Origin of the sequence: Brevibacillus panacihumi W25, assembly GCF_000503775.1 — a bacterium.
In the GTDB taxonomy this organism is placed as follows: domain Bacteria; phylum Bacillota; class Bacilli; order Brevibacillales; family Brevibacillaceae; genus Brevibacillus; species Brevibacillus panacihumi_A.
The window spans coordinates 1,142,720-1,164,439 of record NZ_KI629782.1; the positions used below are offsets into that span (position 1 = coordinate 1,142,720).

Here is a 21,720-nt window from a genome sequence, read left to right on the forward strand (position 1 = left end):
TCCGTAGCTTCTACATTAGTTGACAGCTACCGGCATCGACTCGTTGCGACGCTCCAGAATCTTGTTGACGGCACGTATATAAGCAACCGCACTAGCTTCCAGGACATCCGTGCTGACACCCCGTCCTGTCACGCTCAAATCGCCTTGCTGCAGACGGACGTACACTTCCCCGAGTGCATCCTTGCCGTGCGTGACGGAGAGGATTTTGTAATCAACCAACGTCACATCTTCACCTGTCGCCCGGTCGATCGCCTTGTAGATAGAATCGACAGAACCGTTGCCGCAAGCCGCTTCCTCACAGACAGAGCCATCCGCGCGAAGTAGACGCACACTTGCAGTCGGCACAGAGATATTCCCGTAAGCGAGCTGCACGGATTCCAACTGGAACGCTTCTGGACCGCGCTCCATTTTGGTATCCACCAGCGCGAGAATATCGTCATCGGTAATTTCTTTTTTCTTGTCGCAGAGGATCTTGAACGCTGCAAACGCCGCATTTACTTCCTCCTGCTCCAGAGTAACCCCTAGCTCAACCAGCTTTTCCTTGAACGCATGGCGACCGGAGTGCTTGCCGAGAACGAGTTTGTTGGACTTGAAGCCCACTGACTCAGGACGGATGATCTCGTAGGTAGTGACGTTTTTCAGCACGCCATCCTGGTGAATGCCCGACTCGTGCGCAAAGGCATTGGCGCCGACAACCGCTTTGTTTCCAGGCACGATCATACCGGTCAAGCGGCTGACCAACTGGCTGGTACGAGCGATTTCTTTCAGGTTCAGCTTCGTGGTTGCCTGGTAGTAGTCCTTGCGTGTTTCCAGCGCTAGGGCTACTTCCTCCAAAGCTGCGTTCCCTGCACGCTCCCCAATACCGTTGATCGTTCCTTCCACCTGCGTCGCGCCGCCTTCGATGGCAGCCAAGCTGTTGGCTACGGCCATTCCCAAGTCGTCATGGCAGTGACAGCTCAAGCGAATTAGGTCTGCACCGGGTACCTTTTTCAGCTCGCGGAAAATGTTTCCGTACTCGATCGGCGTCATGTAGCCCACGGTATCAGGGATGTTCACTGTCGTAGCTCCAGCCTTGATGACCGCCTCTACCACCTGTTTCAAAAAGTCGATCTCCGTGCGAGCGGCATCTTCTGCCGAAAACTGGACTTCCTTAAAGTACTTTTTCGCGTAGGTGACAGCTTCTACAGCACGCTGCAGGACCTGTTCCTTGCTCATGTTCAGCTTGAATTCGCGATGGATCGGAGACGTCGCGAGAAAGACGTGGAGGGATGCGTTTTCCGCGTTGCGCAGCGCTTCGTAAGCTTTATCCATATCGTCTTTGACGGCGCGAGCCAGACTGACGATCGTGGAGTTTTTGACGCGCTTCGCTACTTCGGCCACTGACTTTTGGTCACCGGGAGAGGCAGCCGCAAAGCCTGCCTCGATTCTCGTAACGCCCAGTTTCTCCAGTTGAAGGGCGATCTCCACCTTCTCGTTCGTGCTGATGTTGACGCCCGGAGACTGTTCCCCGTCACGCAATGTTGTATCAAAAATCTCAATGGTCCGCATGAACTATTCACCTCCACATTTTTCCCTAACGCTATTATTTATTGTTCAGCCAAGACATCATGCCGCGGAGTTGCTCCCCGACTACTTCGATGCCATGCTCTGCTTCCAGACGGCGGCGGGAAGTAAAGCCTGGGCGGTTTGCCTGATTTTCCAGGATCCAATTGCGAGCAAACGTACCATCTTGGATTTCGGACAGGACTTTTTTCATTTCTTTGCGTGTTTCGTCTGTGATGATGCGACGACCTACGCTGTAGTCACCGTATTCAGCTGTGTCACTGATGGAGTAGCGCATACGAGCCAAGCCGCCTTCATACATCAGGTCAACGATCAGTTTGAGTTCATGCAAGCACTCGAAGTACGCGATCTCTGGAGCATAACCTGCTTCTACGAGAGTGTCGAATCCAGCTTTTACCAGCTCGCTTGCTCCACCGCAAAGTACTGCTTGCTCACCGAAGAGGTCAGTCTCTGTCTCTTCACGGAAGGTGGTTTCGATGACACCAGCTTTGGTGCAGCCGATTCCGCTTGAGTATGCCAACGCGAGATCTTTCGCATTGCCAGTCGCATCTTGGTAGATTGCGATCAGACCAGGAACTCCGAAGCCTTCTTGGTATACGCGGCGCACCAGGTGGCCCGGGCTTTTTGGAGCGGACATGATTACGTCTACGTCTGCTGGCGGCACGATTTGCGCGTAATGGATGTTGAAGCCGTGGGAGAAGCAGAGAGCAGCGCCGGATTTCAGGTTAGGAGCTACCTCATCGCGGTATACCTGCGCTTGGCGCTCATCAGGCATCAGGATTTGAACGACGTCTGCTCGTTTGGTGGCTTCTGCTACAGTCAGAACCTCAAACCCGTCTTTTTCTGCTACATCCCAGGATTTCCCTGGGCGCAGACCCACTACTACTTTATAACCGCTGTCGCGCAGGTTTTGTGCTTGCGCATGGCCTTGGCTTCCATAACCGATGATCGCGATTGTTTTGCCGCGCAGTACCTCTTTGTTTACGTCTGCTTCATAGTACATTTTTACCATTTTGTATAGCCTCCCTGAAATGTTGTTTAGTTTGAATTTTAATTCAGAATTTTTTGTACTATACAGTTGCTGCTGCATCTGCTGGTACGATACTGCGTGTCATCGCCACTGACCCGGTACGAGTCAATTCGAGTACACCATAGCTTTGCAAAAGGATGAGCAAAGCGTCGATTTTCTCTGTATCACCCGTTACCTGGATGATCAGCGATTCAGGTCCCACATCGACAATGGCTGCCCGGAACGGCTCCACAATTCCGTTGAGTTCGGCCAATTGACTTGGAGAGGCACTTACCTTGATCAGAGCCAGTTCCCGCGATACAAAGGGATTAGCGCTCAGATTGGTGACCGAGATCACGTCGATGAGTTTGTACAGCTGCTTCATCAACTGATTGATCTGCTGATCATCCCCCCCGGTGCTGATGACCATGCGGGACAGGCCTGCCTCCTCGGACCCACCGACTGTGATGCTGTCGATATTAAAGCCTCGTTGGCCGAACAGAGTCGCGACACGGGTCAATACGCCGGGCTGATCATTTACAAGTACGGCAATCGTATGTCGCTGCATCTACTCTTCCCCCAATTCCATCTGATCTAAGGTGTTGCCTGACGCAACCATCGGATAGACGTTTTCTGCCGGTGCTACGCGGAAGTCGATGACTACCGGCCCGTCGTGCTCAAGTGCTTCCGCCCATACACGCTCTGCTTCTTCTTGTGTGCTTGCACGCAGGCCTTTTACACCGTAGGCTTCAGCCAGCTTGACGAAATCCGGGCTGCAGGTCAGATCGATTTCGCTGTAACGGTTGTCGTAGAAGAGCTCTTGCCACTGGCGGACCATTCCTAAGCATTGGTTGTTCAGAATGACTACCTTGACCGGAATGTTGTACTGGGAGACAATCGCCAGCTCCTGATTGGTCATCTGGAAGCCGCCATCCCCTACTACTGCAATGACTGTCCGGTCTGGATTCGCGATTTGCGCTCCGATCGCGGACGGGAAGCCAAAGCCCATCGTGCCGAGGCCGCCGGAAGAAATGAAGGAGCGAGAGTGCTTGAATTTGTAGTACTGAGCGGTCCACATCTGATGCTGTCCCACGTCAGTCGTGACGATTGCCTCGCCCTCTGTCGTGTTGTACAGAAGCTCAATTACCGCTTGCGGTTTCAAGACGCCGTCTTCCTTCTTATACTTGTACGGCTGTTGCTGCTGCCACTCTTTCAGCTGATCGATCCAAGCCTGCGAGTCACATGCCGACACCAGCGGCAAGGCCTTTTGCAGCGTGCTTTTCACATCTCCAGCGACGGTGACTGCTGTCGCCACGTTTTTCCCCAGCTCAGCAGGGTCAATGTCCACGTGAACGATGCGTGCATTCGGAGCGAATTCTTTGGTGCGTCCCATCGTGATGCGGTCATCAAAACGAGCGCCAAGTCCGATTACACAATCTGCTTGCAGGATCGCCTGGTTGGCTGTGTAGCTTCCGTGCATGCCCGGCATTCCAAGCGACAGTTCGTGTACGCCAGGGAAGCCGCCCAATCCCATAAAAGTGTTGATCACAGGGATGCGGGTCTTTTCGGCAAATGCCAGAAGTTCTTTGTCAGCACCGGCTGCAATGATTCCGCCGCCAGCGAGAATCACTGGTTTTTTTGCGGAGCTGATCGCCTTAACGAATGTGTTTACTTCTTCATCACTCGGTACAAGCGAAGCGCGGTATGCGCGGATGTTCACTTCCTCCGGATAGTAGAAAGGCGCTTTCGCATTGGCTACGTCTTTTGGAATGTCAATCAGCACGGGGCCGGGACGGCCTGTCGTGGCGATATGGAACGCTTCCTTGACGATTCTCGGCAGATCGCGTACGTCTCGCACGAAGTAGCTGTGCTTGGTAATCGGGATCGTGATGCCGGTAATATTCGCCTCCTGGAAAGCGTCCGTTCCGATCAGATTCTGAGCGACGTTCCCGGTAATGCAGACCAGCGGCACAGAATCCATCTGTGCAGTTGCAATCCCTGTCACCAGGTTGGTAGCGCCCGGACCGGAAGTCGCGATACATACGCCAGGTTTGCCCGTAGCGCGAGCATATCCATCTGCAGCGTGGATGGCTCCTTGCTCGTGGCGAGTCAAAATGTGCTTAAAGTAGCTCCCATACAATGAGTCATAGATGGGCAATACAGCCCCGCCGGGATAACCAAAAATGTGCTCTACTTCCTCCAGGATCAGACAGCGCAGCAGCGTTTCAGCACCGGAAACTTCTTCACCGAACTGAATCGGCGGCATGCTTCTTTTACTGTTCAATTCAGCGATTTCAACACTCATTTTCTCTCCCCCTCCCAGTTTCAACAGGTATTGTTTTTAACTATAACCACATAGAAAAACCCTTTCGCCCCGACACGGTTCTTGTTCCATGTCTTTTGGGGCGAAAGGGTTCGCGGTACCACCCAACTTCATCGGCGCCTCACGGTCGGCCGATCTCAGCCAGTCACATTGTTTGTGGACTGTAACACGCTAACGGGTGTTAAACGGTTTTGCCTACTGACTGCCCTCGCAGCTTTCAGCAAAACGGCTCAGAGGTGAGCAATGCATCGCTCTCTTTACCCGGTTCGCAGCATCCCGGGCTCTCTGGGAAAGAGTAGTCGTGCACCATCCTCGTCAAAGCCTGCTATTCATACAATATTTCCAATATTGTAGTTGTCAGAAAATAAAGTGTTACGTCTGATTATAGCTAGGCACCATGGGGGTGTCAACGAATAACTAAAGAATTATAACGACTTTCGTCCGAACGAATGTTCAGCCAAAAACCGCTTCGCCACGCTGCTTATGCGTGAAAGCGCATACAATAACTCCTCATTTTACACTCTGCAGCGAACATGTTTATTTATAAAAAAACTTCTCGAGACAGAAAAAAATCGCTCCTTCAAAGAATGCCGGGGATCCTCCCACCATTCCAAAAAGAGCGACCTTTTGTGAAAAACCCTATCGGTGGCTGCGAACCTCCTGCTCCCGCATGCCTTCGATCAAGATCCTGGCCACCTCGGGACGACTGTATTCCGGCGGTGGCGTCTGTCCTTCACGCAGCATGGCGCGCACCTTCGTCCCCGACAGCGCAATATGGTGACTCGCATCATGCGGACATGTCTTGGCAGTCACCATGCCCTGACAAGTGCGACAGTAATAGCTGTGTTCGAAAAAGAGCAATTGAATCCCTACTTCCTCAGGCTTGAATTGCCGGAAAATATGCTGGGCGTCATACGTGCCGTAATAATCGCCGACTCCGGCATGGTCCCGTCCGACAATAAAATGCGTGCATCCGTAATTTTTTCGCACCAGCGCATGAAAAACAGCCTCGCGGGGACCTGCATAGCGCATGGCCGCCGGAAAAGCGGCAAGCAGCACACGGTCCTTGGGATAGTAGTGTTCCAGCAGCGCCAAGTAACTCTTCATGCGCACTGCGGCAGGCACGTCGTCTGACTTGGTCTCGCCCATCAAGGGATTCAGAAACAGTCCATCGACGATTTCCAACGCTGCTTTCTGGATGTACTCGTGTGCCCGATGAATCGGATTGCGCGTCTGGAAGCCGACCACACTCTTCCAGCCATTCTCTGCGAACCTCTCGCGCGTCTGTGCCGGTGTCAGGTAATAATCGCCAAAGCGCTCCGGCTCCGGACGCCTCCATACTTCTACCGGTCCGCCCAGGTAAAGGGCTGGTTTTGCATACAGCTTTTGTACTCCCGGATGCGCTTCGTCTGTCGTCCGAAAGACGAACGACGCTTCTTTCTGCTTGTCGGGCAGATAGCAGCTCTCCACCTGGAGCAGTGCGTAATCCACGCCATCTTCCCCTCGCAGCAAGACACGGTCGCCGGGCCGCACTCCCTGGTAACGGAAAGGGTCAACGGCCAACGTGACAGGCAACGGCCAGACCGTCCCATCCGTCAGACGCATCGACTCTACCACAGATTGATAATCCGCTTCACCCAAAAACCCCGTCAACGGCGAAAAGGCGCCGATTGCCAGGCAGTCCAAATCAGACAACGTCCATTTATCTACAACGACGACGTGATCAGTCTTTACTGAAATTGCATTTTCTCCTCGCGGCAACAGTCGTTCAATCAGTTTTCCTCCGTGGGGCGCAATCGCGCACATGTTGATTTCCCCCATCTCTTCACTCATTTGTGCAACCCGCATTCTGTCTTGGCAAAACCGGACCAACGCCCTGCGCGAGGATCCTCACCCGGCATGACCTGACGCGTGCAGACCTCGCAGCCAATACTCGGGTAATGCTGATCATGCAGCGGATTGTAGGGTACATCATGCTGATGTATATACTCCCATACCTGATTATGCGTCCAGTCCGCCAACGGATTGAACTTGACCAGGTTAAATTTTTCGTCCCACTCTACCTTCTTCGCATTGGCTCGCGTCGGCGACTGTTCCCTGCGAATCCCTGTAATCCATGCCTCGTACTCTGCCAAAATGCGCTGCAACGGCTCTACCTTGCGGATTTGACAGCAGAGATTGGGGTCCTTCTCCCACAGCCGATCGCCGTGTTTGGCGGCTTGTTCTTCCAAAGTCAGTTGGGGCAAAACCTGGAGAAAAGAGGCTCCGTAACGTTCTTGCAGACGGTCGCGCGTCTCATAGGTCTCTTTGAAATGCTTGTTGGTATCCAGATAAAAGACAGGTACAGTCGGAGCCAGCCTGTGCAGCATGTCAATCAATACGACATCCTCCGCGCCGAAGCTGGAGGCGAGAACCAGACTGGAACCGTACTCCTCCATGGCCCACACCAACACATCCTGCGGAGATTTCGATTCCAGCCGATAAGCTATTACTTGCAACTCTTCGTCCATCTTCGCATGGCGATTCCTCATCTGCGAAACTCCTCTCTTGCTAGCTTTCCCCCACCATCATATGTGAAGAAGAAGCAAGTGGCGCATCGTCCCCCCGAAAAGAAAAACTCGTCCAGCACTCCGAAGAGATTCTGGACGAGGGAATCATGCGATCACAGCCGCATGAAGACACTGCGAAGACTGTTCGCTACTTGTGAGACTGCCTGGGCTCCTTTGTCCATGATTCCTCCCATCCAGAAAAATCCATGGATCATGCCCTCATAGCAGGTATATTCGACGGGAACTCCTGCTTCGCGAAGCTTTTGGGCGTACATGGCTCCCTCGTCTCGCAGCGGATCATACTCAGCCGTAATCAAAAGCGTCGGGGGCAAGCCAGTCAAATCCTCTCGAAGCAGCGGAGAGGCAAGCACGTTCTGCTTCTCTTCCTCCCCGTTCAGATACTGTTTGAAAAACCAGTTCATGCTGTCAGCAGTCAAAAAATAACCCTCGCCATTTTCACGGTACGATTCCGTGTCACTGCCAAGCTGTACGGCTGGATAAATCAAGGCCTGAAAAGACAGGGCAGGCCCTTGACGTTCCTTCGCAAGCTGAGCAACCACTGCTGCCAGGTTCCCGCCTGCGCTGTCTCCGCCAATCGCTATTTTTTCCGGATCGCCCTGCAATGTCGCCGCATGACGGGCTACCCACTCCACGGCAGCGTAGCAATCATTCACCGCGATCGGAAATTTATGCTCCGGTGCCAAGCGATAATCGACAGAGACGACCAGACAATCCGATTCATGCGCGATATTGCGGCAAACTGTATCGACGGTGTCCAAATCGCCGATCACCCAGCCGCCGCCGTGAAAATAGACAAACACCGGAAAAGGACCGGTTCCTTGCGGGGTATAAATCCGAATACCGATCTTTCCATCCTCAACCGGTATCAGCCGATTCTCTACCCGGGCGACTGTTTTTGGAATCCCCGCCAGTTTGCCGATCTCTGCCGTCCGCAGCCGATTTTCCTCTGGAGTCATCGAGCTGGTCCGGGGTGCTCCTGCCGCCTCATTCATTTCCAAAAACGCCTTTGCTTGCGGGTCTAATGCCATAGCCTACTCCTCCTTCATCCCAATCCTTACATGGTCTTTCTACCAGAGAAACGCACTGGCCCTAGGAAACTACTGTTATTCCACTATTCTGATAGTTATCTGTAAACCCTGCTCTGCAGTCATTGATTTTCACAAAAAAAAAGGAACAAGCAGAGCACCGGTGACCAGTGTCTGTTTGTTCCTATCACTATCCTATTTTATCCAGAAGCACGACTAGCCAGAGAGCATTTGGCTCTTACCTGCGGATTTCCGCGATGCCTCTCGGGGCACGGGCATTCGACTGGATATTGCGAATCTGCGCGTCAGTCAGATTGCGGAGGATGAAAATCAGCGACGACGTGCGATTGTTAAAGTTAAAGTTGCTCAGATTGGCAATAGCTGTGTTCCCGCGAAATACACGAAACGAGCCTTGATAGTTTGCCTGGGAAAACAGGACGAGTGTTGCATTGGCGGCGTTTCCCCGCCGCAGGCGAAAGCTGGAGAGGTCATTGTCGAAACGAATTGCGCTCATGTTCCGGATCGCTAAGCCACGTCTGCGAATCTGAAGACGTCTGTCTTGAAAATTTCGGCCATCAAACAAGGTTAATCTAGCCATACTCTCACACTCCTTTCCTCTTTCTACTCGTAGCGTATGAAAGGAGAAAGGCACCCGCTTGGACAGGTGTTGTAGGTTGGACAACTATTTTTGCAGCAATAAAAAACACCGATCCTTCCCTTGCAGGAAGATCGGTGTCTTGGGGTTTTACGCGTTCAGTTTGCCTTTTGCGACAGCAGCCAGCTCGTTGAAAGCTGCTTTGTCGTTAACAGCCAGGTCAGCCAGCATTTTGCGGTTTACTTCGATGCCAGCTACTTTCAGGCCGTGCATGAGGCGGCTGTAAGACAGGCCATTCATGCGAGCTTGCGCGTTGATACGAGTGATCCACAGTTTGCGGAAATCACGTTTCTTTTGACGACGGTCGCGGTATGCGTACATCAGGGATTTCATTACCTGCGCATTCGCGGATTTAAACAGGCGATGTTTGGAACCGAAGTAACCTTTCGCCAGCTTCAGGATTTTCTTATGACGACGGCGTGCAATAATGCCACCTTTTACTCTTGGCATACTAACTCCTCCTGGTCTTTCCAGCATGGCGGCCTGCTACGAGGCGCTTAGGGAGCTCATGCTGTGTGATGGTGTGTAATGATGCGAAACTTACAGATAAGTGAGCATTTGCTCAATACGCTTTTGATCGCCTTTGGAAACAAGGGCAGCTTTACGCAGATGGCGTTTTTGCTTGGTTGATTTGTTAGCGAACAAGTGGCTACCATATGCGCGGTCACGCTTCAGCTGGCCGCTTCCGGTTTTTTTGAAACGCTTCGCTGCGCCTCTATGAGTTTTCATTTTAGGCATGTGAAAAATCCTCCTGTCTCAACTACTAGCTTACTTTTCCGTCTTCGGAGCCAAAATCATGATCATGCTGCGTCCCTCGATCTTCGGCTTGCGCTCTGGCGCTGCGAGATCTTCACACTGGGCTGCTACACGTTCCATAACCGACAGTCCGATTTCGGAGTGGGTGATTTCACGTCCACGGAAACGGATCGAGCACTTCACCTTGTGATGATCCTCCAAGAACTTGCGGACGTTGCGAAGCTTCGTCTGAAAATCGTGTTCCTCGATATTGGAAGAAAAACGCACTTCTTTCAGCTCGATAATCTTCTGGTTCTTGCGTGCTTCCTTTTCCTTCTTCGCCTGCTCGTATTTGAACTTTCCGTAGTCCATGATACGGCATACAGGCGGCTTGGCTGTAGGAGCAACATTTACCAGATCCAAGTCGGCTTCTTGAGCGATGCGCAATGCTTCCCTAAAGGGAACGACTCCCAATTGACTCCCGTCGGCTCCGATCAAACGGACCTCACGGGCACGGATCGCTTCGTTAACTAACATTTGATCCTTGCTAATACTTGCCACCCCCGTCAATTTCGAGAAGGAACAAAACGGACTTTCCGCTTTGTTGACCACGAGCGGTCACATCTCAGTTCATGAAAAACATCAAACGGTTTTTCACAAAAAATGTGCGAACGCATTACGCGCCCGCACCTATCTCACCTTGCAAATAAGCAGATCCAAAGATCTTTGCATAAGAGTTACCTGTCAACAATCGTCACCGACGTCGACCCAGGTGAGAAGCTGGGCGCCTCTGCTTGTTCTCGAAGTATGAAGTGTTTATACACGCCTTTTATCATACAGCGAGTCTAAACGATTGTCAAGGCTTGCTCCTGCGATTCTTGCTATCCACCGATGTGGGACATCTCTACCTTGTCGCGTGTCAGTCCTGGCGTATGCAGCAGGCGTTCCTCCGAATAGCGGTCTTGCCGTTGCTCCCAGTATCCGCTGATCAGCTCGCGAATCTGGGCGTCGTCACTTCCCTCGCGCAAAGGCTCACGCAGATCAAAGCCGCTAGAAGCAAACAGGCAGTTGTACATTTTGCCTTCTGCCGAAAGTCTTGCGCGCGTACAGGTAGAACAGAACGCCTGTGTCACGGACGAGATCAAGCCGATCTCCTCTTCGCTCCCGGCGTAGCGATAGCGGGATGCCACTTCTCCGTAATAGTTGGGATCAATCGGCTCCAGCGGCATCTCCTCGTGGATCATTTCGACGATTTCTCGCGATGGCACGACCTGATCCAGCCTCCAGCCGTTGGTGTTGCCCACATCCATGAATTCGATGAAGCGCAGGATATGTCCCTGCTCCCGGAAGTAGCGTGCCATCGGCAGGATGTCGTCGACGTTGACCTCTCGCTGAACCACCATGTTGATTTTAACCCCAAGTCCAGCCTGAGCAGCCGCCTCGATCCCTGCCAGAACATCAGCCACTTTATAGCCCCGGCCGTTGATTTTTCCAAAGCGTTCGTCGTCCAGACTGTCCAGACTTACCGTCACCCGATCCAGCCCGGCTGCTTTCAGCGCTTCTGCATGCTTCGCCAAAAGCGAGCCATTGGTGGTCATGGCGATATCCTGTACCCCGTCCACCTGCCTCAGCATGCGAATCAACGCTGGCAAATCCCTGCGCATCAACGGTTCTCCTCCGGTGATCCGAATCTTGCTTACGCCAAGTGACGTGAAGATCCTGGCAAGCCTGGCAATCTCCTCGAAGGTCAACAGCTTATGCTGCGGCAAGAAGGGATAATCTGGTCCAAAGATTTCTGCAGGCATGCAGTATTGACAGCGAAAATTGCATTTATCAGTAACGGAGATGCGGATATCCCGGAGAGGACGTTTTCGAGAATCTAGCACTTGTACAGCCATGGATGACCACTCTCCTTTTCTTATGAGTATGAGGCACGGTCATTCCAATCGTCAATCCGCCGACATGGCGTACACGATTTTTCCTGCATCTCGGCAGCTGTAACCGCCCAGCGCCTCTACCTCTCTGGCAAAAGCCTCCGAGCGAATGCAGGAGAGCAATTCCTCTCCTTGTGCGCTGCGCAAAAAAGAGCCGCTGAGCAACAGATCATACCGTTCCTCGGAGACCGGGATAAAATCAAGCCCCATCGAGGCAGCGACAGAGTATATGCCCAGGCCGGCATCAGCTGTTCCACCAGCTACCGCGGCAGCGACGCTCAAATGAGAAACCGCCTCGCGAGAATAGCCGTAGATCTGCTCCCTGTCAAGCCCCTCTTGTGCCAGCAGGTAATCAAACAACAGCCTGGTTCCAGCTCCACGCTGCCGATTGATGTAGGTAATCCCCGGTTTGACCAGATCGTGCACAGAGCTGATGCCCTTGGGGTTGCCTGGCTTTACGATCCACCCTTGCTGGCGATAGACGAGCTGGATAAGTGCGACATCCTGACCGCGGAGGTATTTTTGCACAAACGGCAAATTGTATGTGCCTGTCGCTTCGTCAAACAGGTGGACGCCTGCTGCGTGTGCTTCCCCTTTTTGAATCGCCAGAATGCCGCCCATGCTGCCGACGTGGGAGGAGACGAGAAAGCGCTCCGGATTGGTTTTGCGCAGCAGGGAATGCAGCACGTCCATTGTCAGGTCATGACTGCCTGTCGCGACGATCGTATTTTGTATCTGCTCCAGCGGACGATACAGCTCGATCTCCACGCTCTCTCCCTGTTCATAGCCGAGATCACCTGGGGGGATGCGCAAAAGGCCGTCTGCCCGTACCATCGACATGGTGACGCCTGCTGCGCGTGTCAACGGATTGGCGATGTACTGCCCGTCGATACAGCCGATCGTCACGCGGATAAAGTCTTCCGCACCCATGACGGAGACGACGCGCCGTCCCAGCGTCGCCTTGACCCGCGGTCGCTGCGGCTCCAGCAAACCGTAATAATGGTGGACGAGCATGCGGGCAAACCATTCCAGATTGAGATACGCGGAGACGGGATAACCGGGCAATCCGATGACGGGCTTCCCGTCTACCATGCCGACCACGACCGGTTTGCCAGGGCGTGTCGCTACGCCGTGTGTCAGCACTTCTCCCAATTCCTCGACGATATGGACCGTAAAATCCTCACGTCCAGCCGAAGAGCCTGCGTTCAACAAAACAAGATCCGCATCCTGTACGGCAGTCTTTACGGCGTCGCGGATCATGGCGTAATCGTCCGGGACGATCCCGTGGTAGATCGGCTCCGCTCCCCATTCTTGCAGATAAGCTGCAAAAACCGCACCATTGAATTCGATGATTTCTCCTTCTGCCACCGTATCGGAAGGCTCGATCAGCTCGCTGCCTGTCGGAATGATGACGACACGCGGCTTGCGCAAGACGGGAACCGTCACATTGCCTCCCGCAAGCAAGGCCCCCAGATCGACAGGACGCAGCTTGAAGCGGTCCGGGATAATGACTTCCCCGACGACCACGTCCTCGCCAATGGGACGGATATGCTGCCAGGGTGCGACCGCCTCCAGGATCTCGATCGTCTCATCGTCAATCTGGTGAATATTCTCAATCATGATGATGGCATCGAATCCGTCCGGAATCGGATCACCCGTGTCTACCTCGATATACCCTTCCCCTCGCTTCAACCGGACAGGGTGCTGCTCGTCAGCACCGTACGTCATCTCCGCCTTGACTGCCACACCGTCCATTGCAGAAGCGTGGAAATTCGGCATCGAAACCTTTGCATAAATCGGCTCTGCGGTGACCCTGCCCAATGCCTCCCGAGTGGGAATGATCTCGACCTGCGGCGAAAAGCGAACGCTGTCGACAATTTTCTTCTGGGCGTCTTGCAGCGGAGTGTCTTCCAAGTAGATTTTGCGCATCGTTTTCCTCCTGCCAAACCCTTCTACCAATCACTCTATCAAACTATGCAAATAGATGTACATGGACAAATTCGCCTTCCAGGATGCCTTCCTTTTGTGCGGCGATCTCCACCATGCCATCGCTTTTGACAAGCGTTGAAATGAGGCCTGATTTTCCAAATACAGGATGTGCCCACCACTCCTCGCCACGCTTCTCCAGCTTGACGCGCACATAATCAGAGCGTCCTACTGCGGACGGGATATTTCGCCCGATACGAGCGACGATTCGTCTGTCCAATTCTGTAGGCGCTAGACCTTCAAGTCTGGCGATCAAGGGCGCTGTGAACAGATGAAAAATGATCAGTGCAGACGCGGGGTGGCCCGGCAGTCCCATGATCGGCTTTTCGCCCGCTTTGGCCAGTATCGTTGGTTTGCCAGGCTTGATGGAGACTCCATGGACCAGCACGCCAGGCTCCCCGAGTGCTTGCATCACCTGCTCCGTATAATCGCGGGTCCCGACTGAACTGCCGCCCGACAAAATCACCAAATCAGCCTGCTCGAACAATTCCCTCGCTCGCGCCAGAAACGCAGCGTAATCATCCTTGACGATGCCGCCGTCGATCACTGTAGCCCCACATGCGCGGGCTGCGGCACCAATCGTCACGCTGTTAATATCCCGCACTTCTCCGGGAGCCAGCTGTGCCTTGTCTGCGGGGACAATCTCATCCCCGGTGGACAGGATGGCGACGACAGGTCTTGGGTACACCGTCACACGCGTCTTTCCGATCGCCGCCAGCACGCCGAGATCCTGTGGTCGAAGCCGTTGTCCGGCGGACATGACCAGCTCGCCTGCCATCACATCGTCCCCGGCGCGGATGATATTTTCTCCTGGCGCCACCTGGCGGAAGACATTGAGCAATTCTCCCACTTCTTCCACATGCTCTATCATCACGACACTGTCGGCTCCCTCGGGAATCATTCCCCCGGTCGGAATCCCCTGCGCCTGTCCTTCTTTCAGAAGAAGGCTGGCAGGTTTGCCCATCTCGACTTTTCCTTGAATATCGAGAAAAGCAGGCAGTGAATCAGAGGCTCCATAGGTATCCCGGGCCCTTACCGCATACCCGTCAACGGTCGAACGGGCAAAATGCGGAACCTGTTCTGTCGATCGGATGTCCTCTGCCAGGACCATGCCGAGCGCTTGACCTAGTGGAAGCGTAACAGGCTGGCGGACCGGACCATAATGCTTGTGAATGATTTCCAATGTCTCAGTCACTGTTTTCACTTGAAAAAATTTCATGGCCTTTCCCCTTTTCCGGTAAGCATTTCGTCTTTCGCATCTGCGCTGACTTTTTCATGGATTTGATAGTATAATGGAAAGAAAAAGGAGATTTTTCCAGATGAAAGTAAAAGTATTTGCCAACTTTCGAGAAATCTGTCAGGGAAACTCCGTAGAAGTCCCGCTGGATAACGGAGACCGCGTCATCGACATCATGGAGACGTTGATCCAGATGTATCCTGCTCTGGAAGACGAGGTCTTCACAGCGGAGCGAACATTCAAACCATTTGTACATGTCTTTCTCAACGGACAAAATATCATTCATGCCCAAGGCCTGCAGACGCGCGTCAAAGAGGACGATCAGTTTGCGCTGTTCCCGCCGGTCGCAGGGGGCTGAGCATGCATGAGCAAACGCTGGAGTTGCGCGGGATTCGCATCTCCCACCTGCTGACCTATCTGGTCGAATGCGGTGGCGAGATCAAGGGACAAGCCGCTGATGAACCGGGGCGTGAGGATCTGCCCCTGGTCGTCTGCGGCAACCAGTGGGAAGCGGAATTGATGCGGGAGGAGACGGTCACGATTACCTCCCGCTTCCACGTCAATGCCGTCTTCATCCGCTTCACTTCGGAGCAAGAAGACGTCTTGACCCAACTGTTGCAGCGCTTCCGAATCAAGGTCATCCGCGTAGGAGGGTAAGGAAAAAGGTGGAGTGTGGCTTCCACCTTTTTCCTTTTCTTATGAAACGATATTCAATTCCTTCAGCTTGTTTTCCGGTACGACTCCGTCCACCCAGCCGCGCACTTGGTAATATTCATCCAGCATGATATCCATTCGGCTTAAATGGCCCGCGCTGTTGCCTGTCGCTGGCTCTTCAGTAAAGCGTTTGGGCAAGTGATCGTCCTCGCGCTTGTCGAATCCCGCCAAATTGTTGTAGTGACGCTCCAGATTGTAGATTCTCTCGCCGATTTTCATGACGTCGTCGGCTGTCACCGGCACACCTGTCATGGCAGCGTACTGCTCCGCATAGTTCTCCGCATTTTCGGAGAAGGAGGAGAATTTGCAGATGTTCATGGAGTCGGAGAAGGCCAATAGATCCTGGAAGATCTTCAGCAGCTCGCCTTTTCCTTCGGGCTTGAGGCGGTCTGTCGGCATTGGGATGCCCGCGATTTCACTGGCTACTGTGTAGCCGCGCAGGTGGCAGGCTCCGCGATTGCTCGTCGCATAGCCGAGACCAATCCCCTGAATGCCGCGCGGATCGTACGCGGGGATCGCCTGACCCTTGACGCACATCGCCAGGTTCTCGTCGCCAAAATACTTGGCAGCGCGTGCGGTCCCTTCCGCGAGAACGTCGCCGATTCCTTTGCGGAACACCATCATTTCCGTCAGCTCGATCATTCGGTCGGCGTCGCCCCAATCGATTTTTTCCTCTGTCAGCCCCCGCTCGTAAGCCTCCATCATGCAGGAAAGGGTATTGCCCAGCTCAATCGTATCCATCCCGTGCTCATTGCACAGATTGATCAGGAATGAGATCGGCGCTGCATCACTGACACCGCAGTTGGCGCCCAGCGCCCAGCCCGACTCGTACTCGAAGCTTTCCACCCTTGTCTTGTACTTGCCTTCCTTGACCTCTACTTCCTTTTTGCAAGCGACCGGACAGGCGTGACAGGTGTTGTCGGCGACCAGCAGGGTAGCATTTACCGTCTCTCCGCTGTGCCCTTCTGCTCCTTCATAATGCGTATACTTGGAGTTCATCGTCGGAAGCGCGCCGACTTCATTGATGATATTGGTCAAGACGTTCGTCCCGTAGACAGAGAGGCCGCCTTTCTTTGGCGCGGTCAAGCCGCCTTCCATGATCGCCTTGAGCGCCTTTTGATTGGCCTTCTTGTATTCCTCGTCCTGCGCGGGCTGTGGCATATTGCCTTTTTGCGCTGCCTTGATCACGATGGCTTTCAGTTTTTTGTAGCCTGCTACCGCACCCGTTCCGCCGCGCCCTGCTGCCCGATCGTGCTCGTTCATGAAGCCTGCATAGCGAACCAGGTTTTCTCCCGCTTGTCCGATGCAGATCACACTCAGGTCTTCCTTGCCATAGCGGTCTTGCATCGCTTTGACCGTCCCGCGTGTGCCCATTCCCCACAGATCACTGGCATCGCGCAGCTCTCCCTGGCCGTTCTCAATATAGAGGTAGACCGGCTTGTCACTGGCACCCTTGAAAATGACGTTGTCGATCCCGGACCACTTCAGCCGGGCCGCAGACCATCCTCCCATGTGCGAATCCGTCACGGTTCCTGTCAATGGCGATTTGGTCACCATACAGAGCCGTCCGCTCATGGAGGATCTGGAACCCGTCACGGGGCCAGTCATCAGGCAGAGGATGTTATCTTCGGAAAACGGCTCGACTTGCGGTCCGTTGTCGTAGACGTATTTCACTCCCAAACCCCGGCCGCCGATAAATTTGCGCGCCAACTCCTCATTGATTTCCCGATAGTCCACGACACCTGCAGAGAGGTCAACCAGCATTTCACGGTTCTTGAAGCCACCTAGTTTCACGGCACGATTCCTCCTGTTCTTCATTCATATTGAAAACGCAGATATTGGTTACCTAGTTCGACTTGAGATTGGGTTTTCCTTCCTATATATCGTGAAAAAAGCCGAATATGCATAATTTTTCGATTATTTTGTTGCTTCTTTGCAATTGGTAAAGTATGTTAAGGATAGGCTCAAATCATGTAAAACAAACAAAAACCAACTAGACCAAATTCAACTAAACTAAAGAAAGCTTCTGCTCGGAAGGAGGTGGTACTTTGGAAGATGCCTACTTGACCCCTGATGAGGTAGCTGTCGAATTGAAGCTGACTCGCTATACGGTCTACGAAATGATCAAGCGCAAGGAATTGCCGGCAGCCAAAATCGGACGAACCCTGCGCATCCTGCGAAGCGATCTGGACGTGTTCATGCAACGCAACAAGTCGCGAGAGGAACACTCTCCCTATCCCCCGGGACATACCCGCCAGACCGAAGCCACCTGGGAAATTCTCTTCGCCGGCAGCCACGACCTGACCATCGACCTCTTGACGCGCATGCTCGCACGGCGCGGAACCACACTGCTCCCCGCCTTTTCCGGCAGTCTGGATGGACTGATCGAGCTGTACAAAGGACGTGTCGAAATGGCGGGATGCCATCTGCTGGACACAGCCTCAGGCGAGTACAATCTGCCGCATGTGCGCTGCCTTTTGCCGCATGATGAGATAAGGGTCGTCAATCTGGTCAACCGCTGGCAAGGATTCGTGGTCCCGAAAGGAAATCCGCGGATGATCACCAGCTGGGAGGAGTTTTTGAGCGGGCGTCATCGCATTGTCAACCGGCAGCGAGGCTCGGGGACGCGCTTGCTGTTGGACTACAAGCTGCGGCAGATGGGCCGATCATCCCAAACTCTACCCGGCTACGATCTGGAGATGACCACCCACTATGCGACTGCCTCTCACGTCTTGCAAGGAAAAGCGGATGTCTCCCTCGGGATCGAAAGCGTCGCCAGGGGGCTGGGACTTGATTTCTTTCCGATTCAGGAAGAACGGTACGATCTGGTGATTCCCGCACGGCTATGGGAACAGGACCGCTTTCAACAACTGCTGGCCGTGCTGCGCGACCCGGCCTTCAAGCAGGCGGTAGTCGCACAAGGGGGATACAATGTTTCCCTGACCGGAAAAGAGATTCCCCTGTAGATGATTGCATGATTGCTATCCTATTCACGGGAGATGAGAAAAATGAAAACCATCCAATCTATGATCGCTCTCTTTTGTTTGGCGCTCCTCCTCTTGCTCGCTGCCTGTTCCTCTTCGCAGCCTGCCGCAGCACCCGAACAGAGCAATCCTCCAACTGCAGCACCTGCGCCGACACCTTCCGCAAGCGAAAAGAAAGAGATGATTCTCGCAACCACTACCAGCACGCAGGATTCCGGCCTGCTGGATGCGTTGCTCCCTGTTTTTGAGCAGCAATCCGGTATCAGCGTAAAAGTAATTGCAGTCGGTACCGGACAAGCTATCAAATTGGGCGAGGAAGGAAATGCCGATGTCCTCTTGGTCCACTCCCGCAAAGCTGAAGATGAATTCGTCGAGAAAGGCTTCGGCATCAACGCCTACGATGTGATGTACAACCAGTTCTATATCGTGGGGCCTGCCGAAGACCCTGCCGGGATAAAAGGCGTTCAGAGCGCCAAAGAAGCCATGGCCAAAATCGCCGAGAAACAATCTCCGTTCGTATCGCGCGGCGATGATTCCGGTACCGACAAGAAGGAAAAAAGCATCTGGAAGGAAGCTGCCATCACTCCGGAGGGCAGCTGGTATATTTCCTCCGGCCAAGGCATGGGCGAAACCCTGCAGATGGCTGATGAGATGCGGGCCTACACCTTGACCGACGAAGCCACCTTCCTCTCCCGCAAGCTGAATCTGGAGGTGCTGGTGCAAGGCGACAAGTCGCTGTTGAACCCATATGGCATCATCCAGGTCAAGTCTTCCACGAAACCGGAGGAAGGCATGCAGTTGATCCGCTTCTTTACGGAGGAGCAGGGGCAGAAGCTGATCGGCGAATTCGGCAAGGAAACCTACGGCAAAGGACTGTTCGTTCCTGATGCCAAGCAGCGTTAGGAGCATCCTGTTATGATGACTCAGGATGTCTGGGAGGTCATCTGGCTCTCCCTGCAGGTTACGACGGTATCGGTCGCAATCGGGATGCTGGCAGGAATCCCGACCGGCACCCTGCTCGGGCTTTATTCGTTTCGCGGCAAACGAATCGTCGTCGCTCTGATCTACACATGCATGGGACTCCCTCCCGTGCTGGTCGGCGTAGTCGTCTATCTGCTGCTCTCCCGTTACGGACCGCTCGGCGCACTTGGTCTTTTGTTCACGCCGGAAGCGATGATCATCGCCCAAGTGGTCCTGGTGACGCCCATCCTCGCCGGACTTACGATGTCTGCCGTGCAGGCCAAGGAACGGACGTATTGGGAGACTGCGAAGAGTCTGGGTGCCAGTCCAGTACAAATGATGATCACCATTGTCCGGGAAGCGCGCGGCGGCATTTGGTCCGGGGTAGCTGCCGCATACGGCAGGGCGATCTCCGAGGTCGGGGCTGTGATGCTGGTCGGGGGCAACATCGAGCATCACACTCGCGTCATGACGACCGCGATCATTTTGGAGACGCGGACGGGGAATTTTACAGCAGGGCTGCAACTGGGTCTTGTTTTGCTCGCCCTTAGCTTTCTGTTCAACAGCTTTCTGATGGCAGGAGTCCTGAACCAAATGAAATCCAGGCGGAGGTGAGCGCATGAACCGCGTGGAAGTACGGAATCTGGAAGTAACCTACGGCAATAGAACCGTTCTCGCTTTGGACCGTGTTGTGTTTGAGAGAGGCGGTTTTTACGGGATCGTCGGCCCCAGCGGAGCGGGAAAAAGCACGCTGCTGCGCGTCATCAACCTGCTGGAGAAGCCAGTGAGCGGGCAGCTTCACCTATTTGGTGAAGAAGTGGACCTGAGTACCCTCTCCTATGCCAAAGGCATGCCTCTCCAAAGGCAAATGGGATTTGTGGCGCAAAAGCCGTCTATGTTCCAGGCGTCCGTCTATGACAATGTCGCTTTGGGCTTGCGCTACCGCAAAAGGAACCGGGTACAGATTCAAGCCCTCGTGCAGGAAGCTTTGGATTTGGTCGAGCTGTCCCATCTGAGCGACCAGCGCGCCCATACATTGTCGGGCGGTGAAGCACAGCGTGTCGCCCTCGCCCGGACACTCGTCTGCGAACCGTCCCTGCTATTGCTGGATGAACCTACAGCCAGCCTGGACCCGTACAACATCTCGATATTTGAACGGGTGATTCAGACCATTCATCGTCAAAAGCACACGACGATTCTGATGATTACGCATAACCTGCCACAAGCCAGGCGTCTGGCGCAAACCTGCCTGTTCGTAAACAATGGGCGAATTGTGGAACGAGCTGACACAGAAGCATTTTTCCATCACCCGCATTGCACGGAGCTTGCGGATTTTATCTCGGGGCGCATGATTTGTTGATACTACCCCAAGGTATTGATCGGATAGAGATGACCGTTAAAGGCAAATGAAACCCTGCCTGTTTCTTCAGAGACAACGAGTACTAGGGCATCGCTTCGTTCCGTGAGTCCAAGGGCGGAGCGATGCCGCGTCCCCATCTTTTGATCCCCTGTATCTTGTGCTGAAAGCGGAAGAATATTCGCGGCGGACACGATCTGATCTCGGTATACCATGACTGCGCCGTCGTGGAGAGGATTACCGGGAAAAAAGATGGATTCCAACAGAGAATGGGTCAATTCGGCCCGTAGTAAAATACCCGGATGAATCAATGTGTCGAGAGAATCTTCCCGCTGAATGACAATCAGCCCGCCATGTCTGCGATGCGACATATTTTGAACGCAAATGGATATTTCCGGATATTTGTCCGTAAACGGAGACAAATAGCAGTTTAAATAAAAATTAGCCGCTGCCATTTGGATTCGAGTGAAATGCTCTTTTATTTTCTCGAAATTGCCCAAAAGACAGTTGTTCTGATCGTCCATCGCTGCCAAGTTATTCTGGAGTTCCGTGATCACCCTGCTAATATCTTCTTTGATCGCTAGTTTCATCGGTGAAAAGTCGCAATCCGCATTCATGAAAGAAGCCACCCTTTCCCTACCCGAACTCGAAACTTATTCCATAAGGTT

Annotated in this window: 22 protein-coding genes; 6 read left to right on the top strand and 16 right to left on the bottom strand. The window is 53.5% G+C overall.

The genetic code is table 11. The features are described 5' to 3' along the window. Window positions 1-15: 15 nt before the first annotated feature. The 14 genes from T458_RS34860 to T458_RS34925 form a co-directional block, all read right to left on the bottom strand. Window positions 16-1,548, bottom strand: coding sequence for a 2-isopropylmalate synthase (locus T458_RS34860; protein WP_023555658.1), 1,533 nt, complete (start codon window positions 1,546-1,548; stop codon window positions 16-18). A 34-nt stretch (window positions 1,549-1,582) separates the two neighbouring features. Continuing rightward, window positions 1,583-2,575, bottom strand: a complete 993-nt coding sequence (gene ilvC, locus T458_RS34865; protein WP_023555659.1) for a ketol-acid reductoisomerase — start codon at window positions 2,573-2,575, stop codon at window positions 1,583-1,585. 58 nt (window positions 2,576-2,633) lie between these two features. Continuing rightward, window positions 2,634-3,140: an acetolactate synthase small subunit gene (gene ilvN / locus T458_RS34870; protein ID WP_023555660.1), complete on the bottom strand. Its 507-nt coding sequence runs from the start codon at window positions 3,138-3,140 to the stop codon at window positions 2,634-2,636. Further along, entirely contained in the window at window positions 3,141-4,877 is a 1,737-nt protein-coding gene (gene ilvB, locus T458_RS34875; RefSeq protein WP_023555661.1) for a biosynthetic-type acetolactate synthase large subunit, read from the bottom strand. A gap of 657 nt (window positions 4,878-5,534) precedes the next feature. Continuing rightward, window positions 5,535-6,743 (bottom strand): sulfate adenylyltransferase, encoded by a 1,209-nt coding sequence (sat, locus tag T458_RS34880; RefSeq protein ID WP_035316075.1) that lies wholly within the window; start codon window positions 6,741-6,743, stop codon window positions 5,535-5,537. Continuing rightward, on the bottom strand, window positions 6,725-7,405 hold the full coding sequence (locus T458_RS34885; RefSeq protein WP_252989814.1) for a phosphoadenylyl-sulfate reductase: 681 nt from the start codon (window positions 7,403-7,405) through the stop codon (window positions 6,725-6,727). The genes sat and T458_RS34885 overlap by 19 nt, the downstream gene beginning before the upstream one ends. A 152-nt stretch (window positions 7,406-7,557) precedes the next feature. Beyond that, window positions 7,558-8,493 (bottom strand): alpha/beta hydrolase, encoded by a 936-nt coding sequence (locus T458_RS34890; protein WP_023555664.1) that lies wholly within the window; start codon window positions 8,491-8,493, stop codon window positions 7,558-7,560. A gap of 235 nt (window positions 8,494-8,728) precedes the next feature. Then, window positions 8,729-9,088, bottom strand: a complete 360-nt coding sequence (locus T458_RS34895) for a hypothetical protein (protein ID WP_023555665.1) — start codon at window positions 9,086-9,088, stop codon at window positions 8,729-8,731. Between the two features lie 147 nt (window positions 9,089-9,235). Next, window positions 9,236-9,595, bottom strand: a complete 360-nt coding sequence (gene rplT / locus T458_RS34900) for a 50S ribosomal protein L20 (protein WP_023555666.1) — start codon at window positions 9,593-9,595, stop codon at window positions 9,236-9,238. A gap of 90 nt (window positions 9,596-9,685) precedes the next feature. Then, window positions 9,686-9,883: a 50S ribosomal protein L35 gene (rpmI, locus tag T458_RS34905; RefSeq protein ID WP_023555667.1), complete on the bottom strand. Its 198-nt coding sequence runs from the start codon at window positions 9,881-9,883 to the stop codon at window positions 9,686-9,688. A gap of 30 nt (window positions 9,884-9,913) precedes the next feature. Then, window positions 9,914-10,417 (bottom strand): translation initiation factor IF-3, encoded by a 504-nt coding sequence (gene infC / locus T458_RS34910; RefSeq protein ID WP_031305444.1) that lies wholly within the window; start codon window positions 10,415-10,417, stop codon window positions 9,914-9,916. 344 nt (window positions 10,418-10,761) lie between these two features. Further along, complete coding sequence (gene moaA, locus T458_RS34915) at window positions 10,762-11,778, bottom strand: GTP 3',8-cyclase MoaA (protein WP_023555669.1); 1,017 nt, start codon at window positions 11,776-11,778, stop codon at window positions 10,762-10,764. 51 nt (window positions 11,779-11,829) lie between these two features. Beyond that, window positions 11,830-13,743, bottom strand: a complete 1,914-nt coding sequence (locus tag T458_RS34920; RefSeq protein WP_031305445.1) for a molybdopterin biosynthesis protein — start codon at window positions 13,741-13,743, stop codon at window positions 11,830-11,832. A gap of 43 nt (window positions 13,744-13,786) precedes the next feature. Further along, the gene (locus T458_RS34925) at window positions 13,787-15,019 is read right to left on the bottom strand and encodes a molybdopterin molybdotransferase MoeA (protein WP_023555671.1); all 1,233 of its coding nucleotides are present in this window, start codon (window positions 15,017-15,019) and stop codon (window positions 13,787-13,789) included. Between the two features lie 100 nt (window positions 15,020-15,119). Between T458_RS34925 and T458_RS34930 the strand changes: the two genes are divergently transcribed. Next, the gene (locus T458_RS34930) at window positions 15,120-15,395 is read left to right on the top strand and encodes a ubiquitin-like small modifier protein 1 (RefSeq protein WP_023555672.1); all 276 of its coding nucleotides are present in this window, start codon (window positions 15,120-15,122) and stop codon (window positions 15,393-15,395) included. 2 nt (window positions 15,396-15,397) lie between these two features. Further along, window positions 15,398-15,694: a MoaD-like domain-containing protein gene (locus tag T458_RS34935; protein ID WP_023555673.1), complete on the top strand. Its 297-nt coding sequence runs from the start codon at window positions 15,398-15,400 to the stop codon at window positions 15,692-15,694. 39 nt (window positions 15,695-15,733) lie between these two features. Here the strand turns inward: T458_RS34935 and T458_RS34940 are convergent, their stop codons facing one another. Further along, complete coding sequence (locus T458_RS34940) at window positions 15,734-17,545, bottom strand: aldehyde ferredoxin oxidoreductase family protein (protein ID WP_023555674.1); 1,812 nt, start codon at window positions 17,543-17,545, stop codon at window positions 15,734-15,736. Window positions 17,546-17,799: 254 nt separating this feature from the next. On the opposite strand from T458_RS34940, the gene T458_RS34945 reads away from it, so the two are divergent. From T458_RS34945 to T458_RS34960, 4 genes are read left to right on the top strand one after another with little or no spacing between them, the layout of a single operon-like run. Beyond that, window positions 17,800-18,717, top strand: a complete 918-nt coding sequence (locus tag T458_RS34945) for a helix-turn-helix transcriptional regulator (protein WP_023555675.1) — start codon at window positions 17,800-17,802, stop codon at window positions 18,715-18,717. 42 nt (window positions 18,718-18,759) lie between these two features. After that, window positions 18,760-19,638: an ABC transporter substrate-binding protein gene (locus T458_RS34950; RefSeq protein ID WP_023555676.1), complete on the top strand. Its 879-nt coding sequence runs from the start codon at window positions 18,760-18,762 to the stop codon at window positions 19,636-19,638. A gap of 12 nt (window positions 19,639-19,650) precedes the next feature. Then, window positions 19,651-20,310 carry an ABC transporter permease gene (locus T458_RS34955; RefSeq protein WP_023555677.1) on the top strand — a complete coding sequence of 220 codons (660 nt, stop codon included), beginning with the start codon at window positions 19,651-19,653 and terminating at the stop codon, window positions 20,308-20,310. 4 nt (window positions 20,311-20,314) lie between these two features. Then, window positions 20,315-21,055, top strand: a complete 741-nt coding sequence (locus T458_RS34960) for an ABC transporter ATP-binding protein (protein WP_023555678.1) — start codon at window positions 20,315-20,317, stop codon at window positions 21,053-21,055. Window positions 21,056-21,057: 2 nt separating this feature from the next. On the opposite strand, the gene cdaS is transcribed toward T458_RS34960, so the two are convergent. Beyond that, window positions 21,058-21,669 carry a sporulation-specific diadenylate cyclase CdaS gene (gene cdaS, locus T458_RS34965; RefSeq protein WP_023555679.1) on the bottom strand — a complete coding sequence of 204 codons (612 nt, stop codon included), beginning with the start codon at window positions 21,667-21,669 and terminating at the stop codon, window positions 21,058-21,060. Between the last annotated feature and the right edge of the window lie 51 nt (window positions 21,670-21,720).

Excerpts from the sequence above, each read along its gene's own strand:
- rpmI (WP_023555667.1), bottom strand. The coding sequence starts at position 9,883 with ATGCCTAAAATGAAAACTCATAGAGGCGCAGCGAAGCGTTTCAAAAAA.
- moaA (WP_023555669.1), bottom strand. The coding sequence starts at position 11,778 with ATGGCTGTACAAGTGCTAGATTCTCGAAAACGTCCTCTCCGGGATATC.
- rplT (WP_023555666.1), bottom strand. The coding sequence starts at position 9,595 with ATGCCAAGAGTAAAAGGTGGCATTATTGCACGCCGTCGTCATAAGAAA.
- T458_RS34895 (WP_023555665.1), bottom strand. The coding sequence starts at position 9,088 with ATGGCTAGATTAACCTTGTTTGATGGCCGAAATTTTCAAGACAGACGT.
- T458_RS34930 (WP_023555672.1), top strand. The coding sequence starts at position 15,120 with ATGAAAGTAAAAGTATTTGCCAACTTTCGAGAAATCTGTCAGGGAAAC.
- cdaS (WP_023555679.1), bottom strand. The coding sequence starts at position 21,669 with ATGAATGCGGATTGCGACTTTTCACCGATGAAACTAGCGATCAAAGAA.
- ilvN (WP_023555660.1), bottom strand. The coding sequence starts at position 3,140 with ATGCAGCGACATACGATTGCCGTACTTGTAAATGATCAGCCCGGCGTA.
- ilvC (WP_023555659.1), bottom strand. The coding sequence starts at position 2,575 with ATGGTAAAAATGTACTATGAAGCAGACGTAAACAAAGAGGTACTGCGC.
- T458_RS34935 (WP_023555673.1), top strand. The coding sequence starts at position 15,398 with ATGCATGAGCAAACGCTGGAGTTGCGCGGGATTCGCATCTCCCACCTG.
- infC (WP_031305444.1), bottom strand. The coding sequence starts at position 10,417 with ATGTTAGTTAACGAAGCGATCCGTGCCCGTGAGGTCCGTTTGATCGGA.
- T458_RS34860 (WP_023555658.1), bottom strand. The coding sequence starts at position 1,548 with ATGCGGACCATTGAGATTTTTGATACAACATTGCGTGACGGGGAACAG.
- sat (WP_035316075.1), bottom strand. The coding sequence starts at position 6,743 with ATGCGGGTTGCACAAATGAGTGAAGAGATGGGGGAAATCAACATGTGC.
- T458_RS34960 (WP_023555678.1), top strand. The coding sequence starts at position 20,315 with ATGAACCGCGTGGAAGTACGGAATCTGGAAGTAACCTACGGCAATAGA.
- ilvB (WP_023555661.1), bottom strand. The coding sequence starts at position 4,877 with ATGAGTGTTGAAATCGCTGAATTGAACAGTAAAAGAAGCATGCCGCCG.
- T458_RS34920 (WP_031305445.1), bottom strand. The coding sequence starts at position 13,743 with ATGCGCAAAATCTACTTGGAAGACACTCCGCTGCAAGACGCCCAGAAG.
- T458_RS34925 (WP_023555671.1), bottom strand. The coding sequence starts at position 15,019 with ATGAAATTTTTTCAAGTGAAAACAGTGACTGAGACATTGGAAATCATT.
- T458_RS34950 (WP_023555676.1), top strand. The coding sequence starts at position 18,760 with ATGAAAACCATCCAATCTATGATCGCTCTCTTTTGTTTGGCGCTCCTC.
- T458_RS34955 (WP_023555677.1), top strand. The coding sequence starts at position 19,651 with ATGATGACTCAGGATGTCTGGGAGGTCATCTGGCTCTCCCTGCAGGTT.
- T458_RS34890 (WP_023555664.1), bottom strand. The coding sequence starts at position 8,493 with ATGGCATTAGACCCGCAAGCAAAGGCGTTTTTGGAAATGAATGAGGCG.
- T458_RS34885 (WP_252989814.1), bottom strand. The coding sequence starts at position 7,405 with ATGGACGAAGAGTTGCAAGTAATAGCTTATCGGCTGGAATCGAAATCT.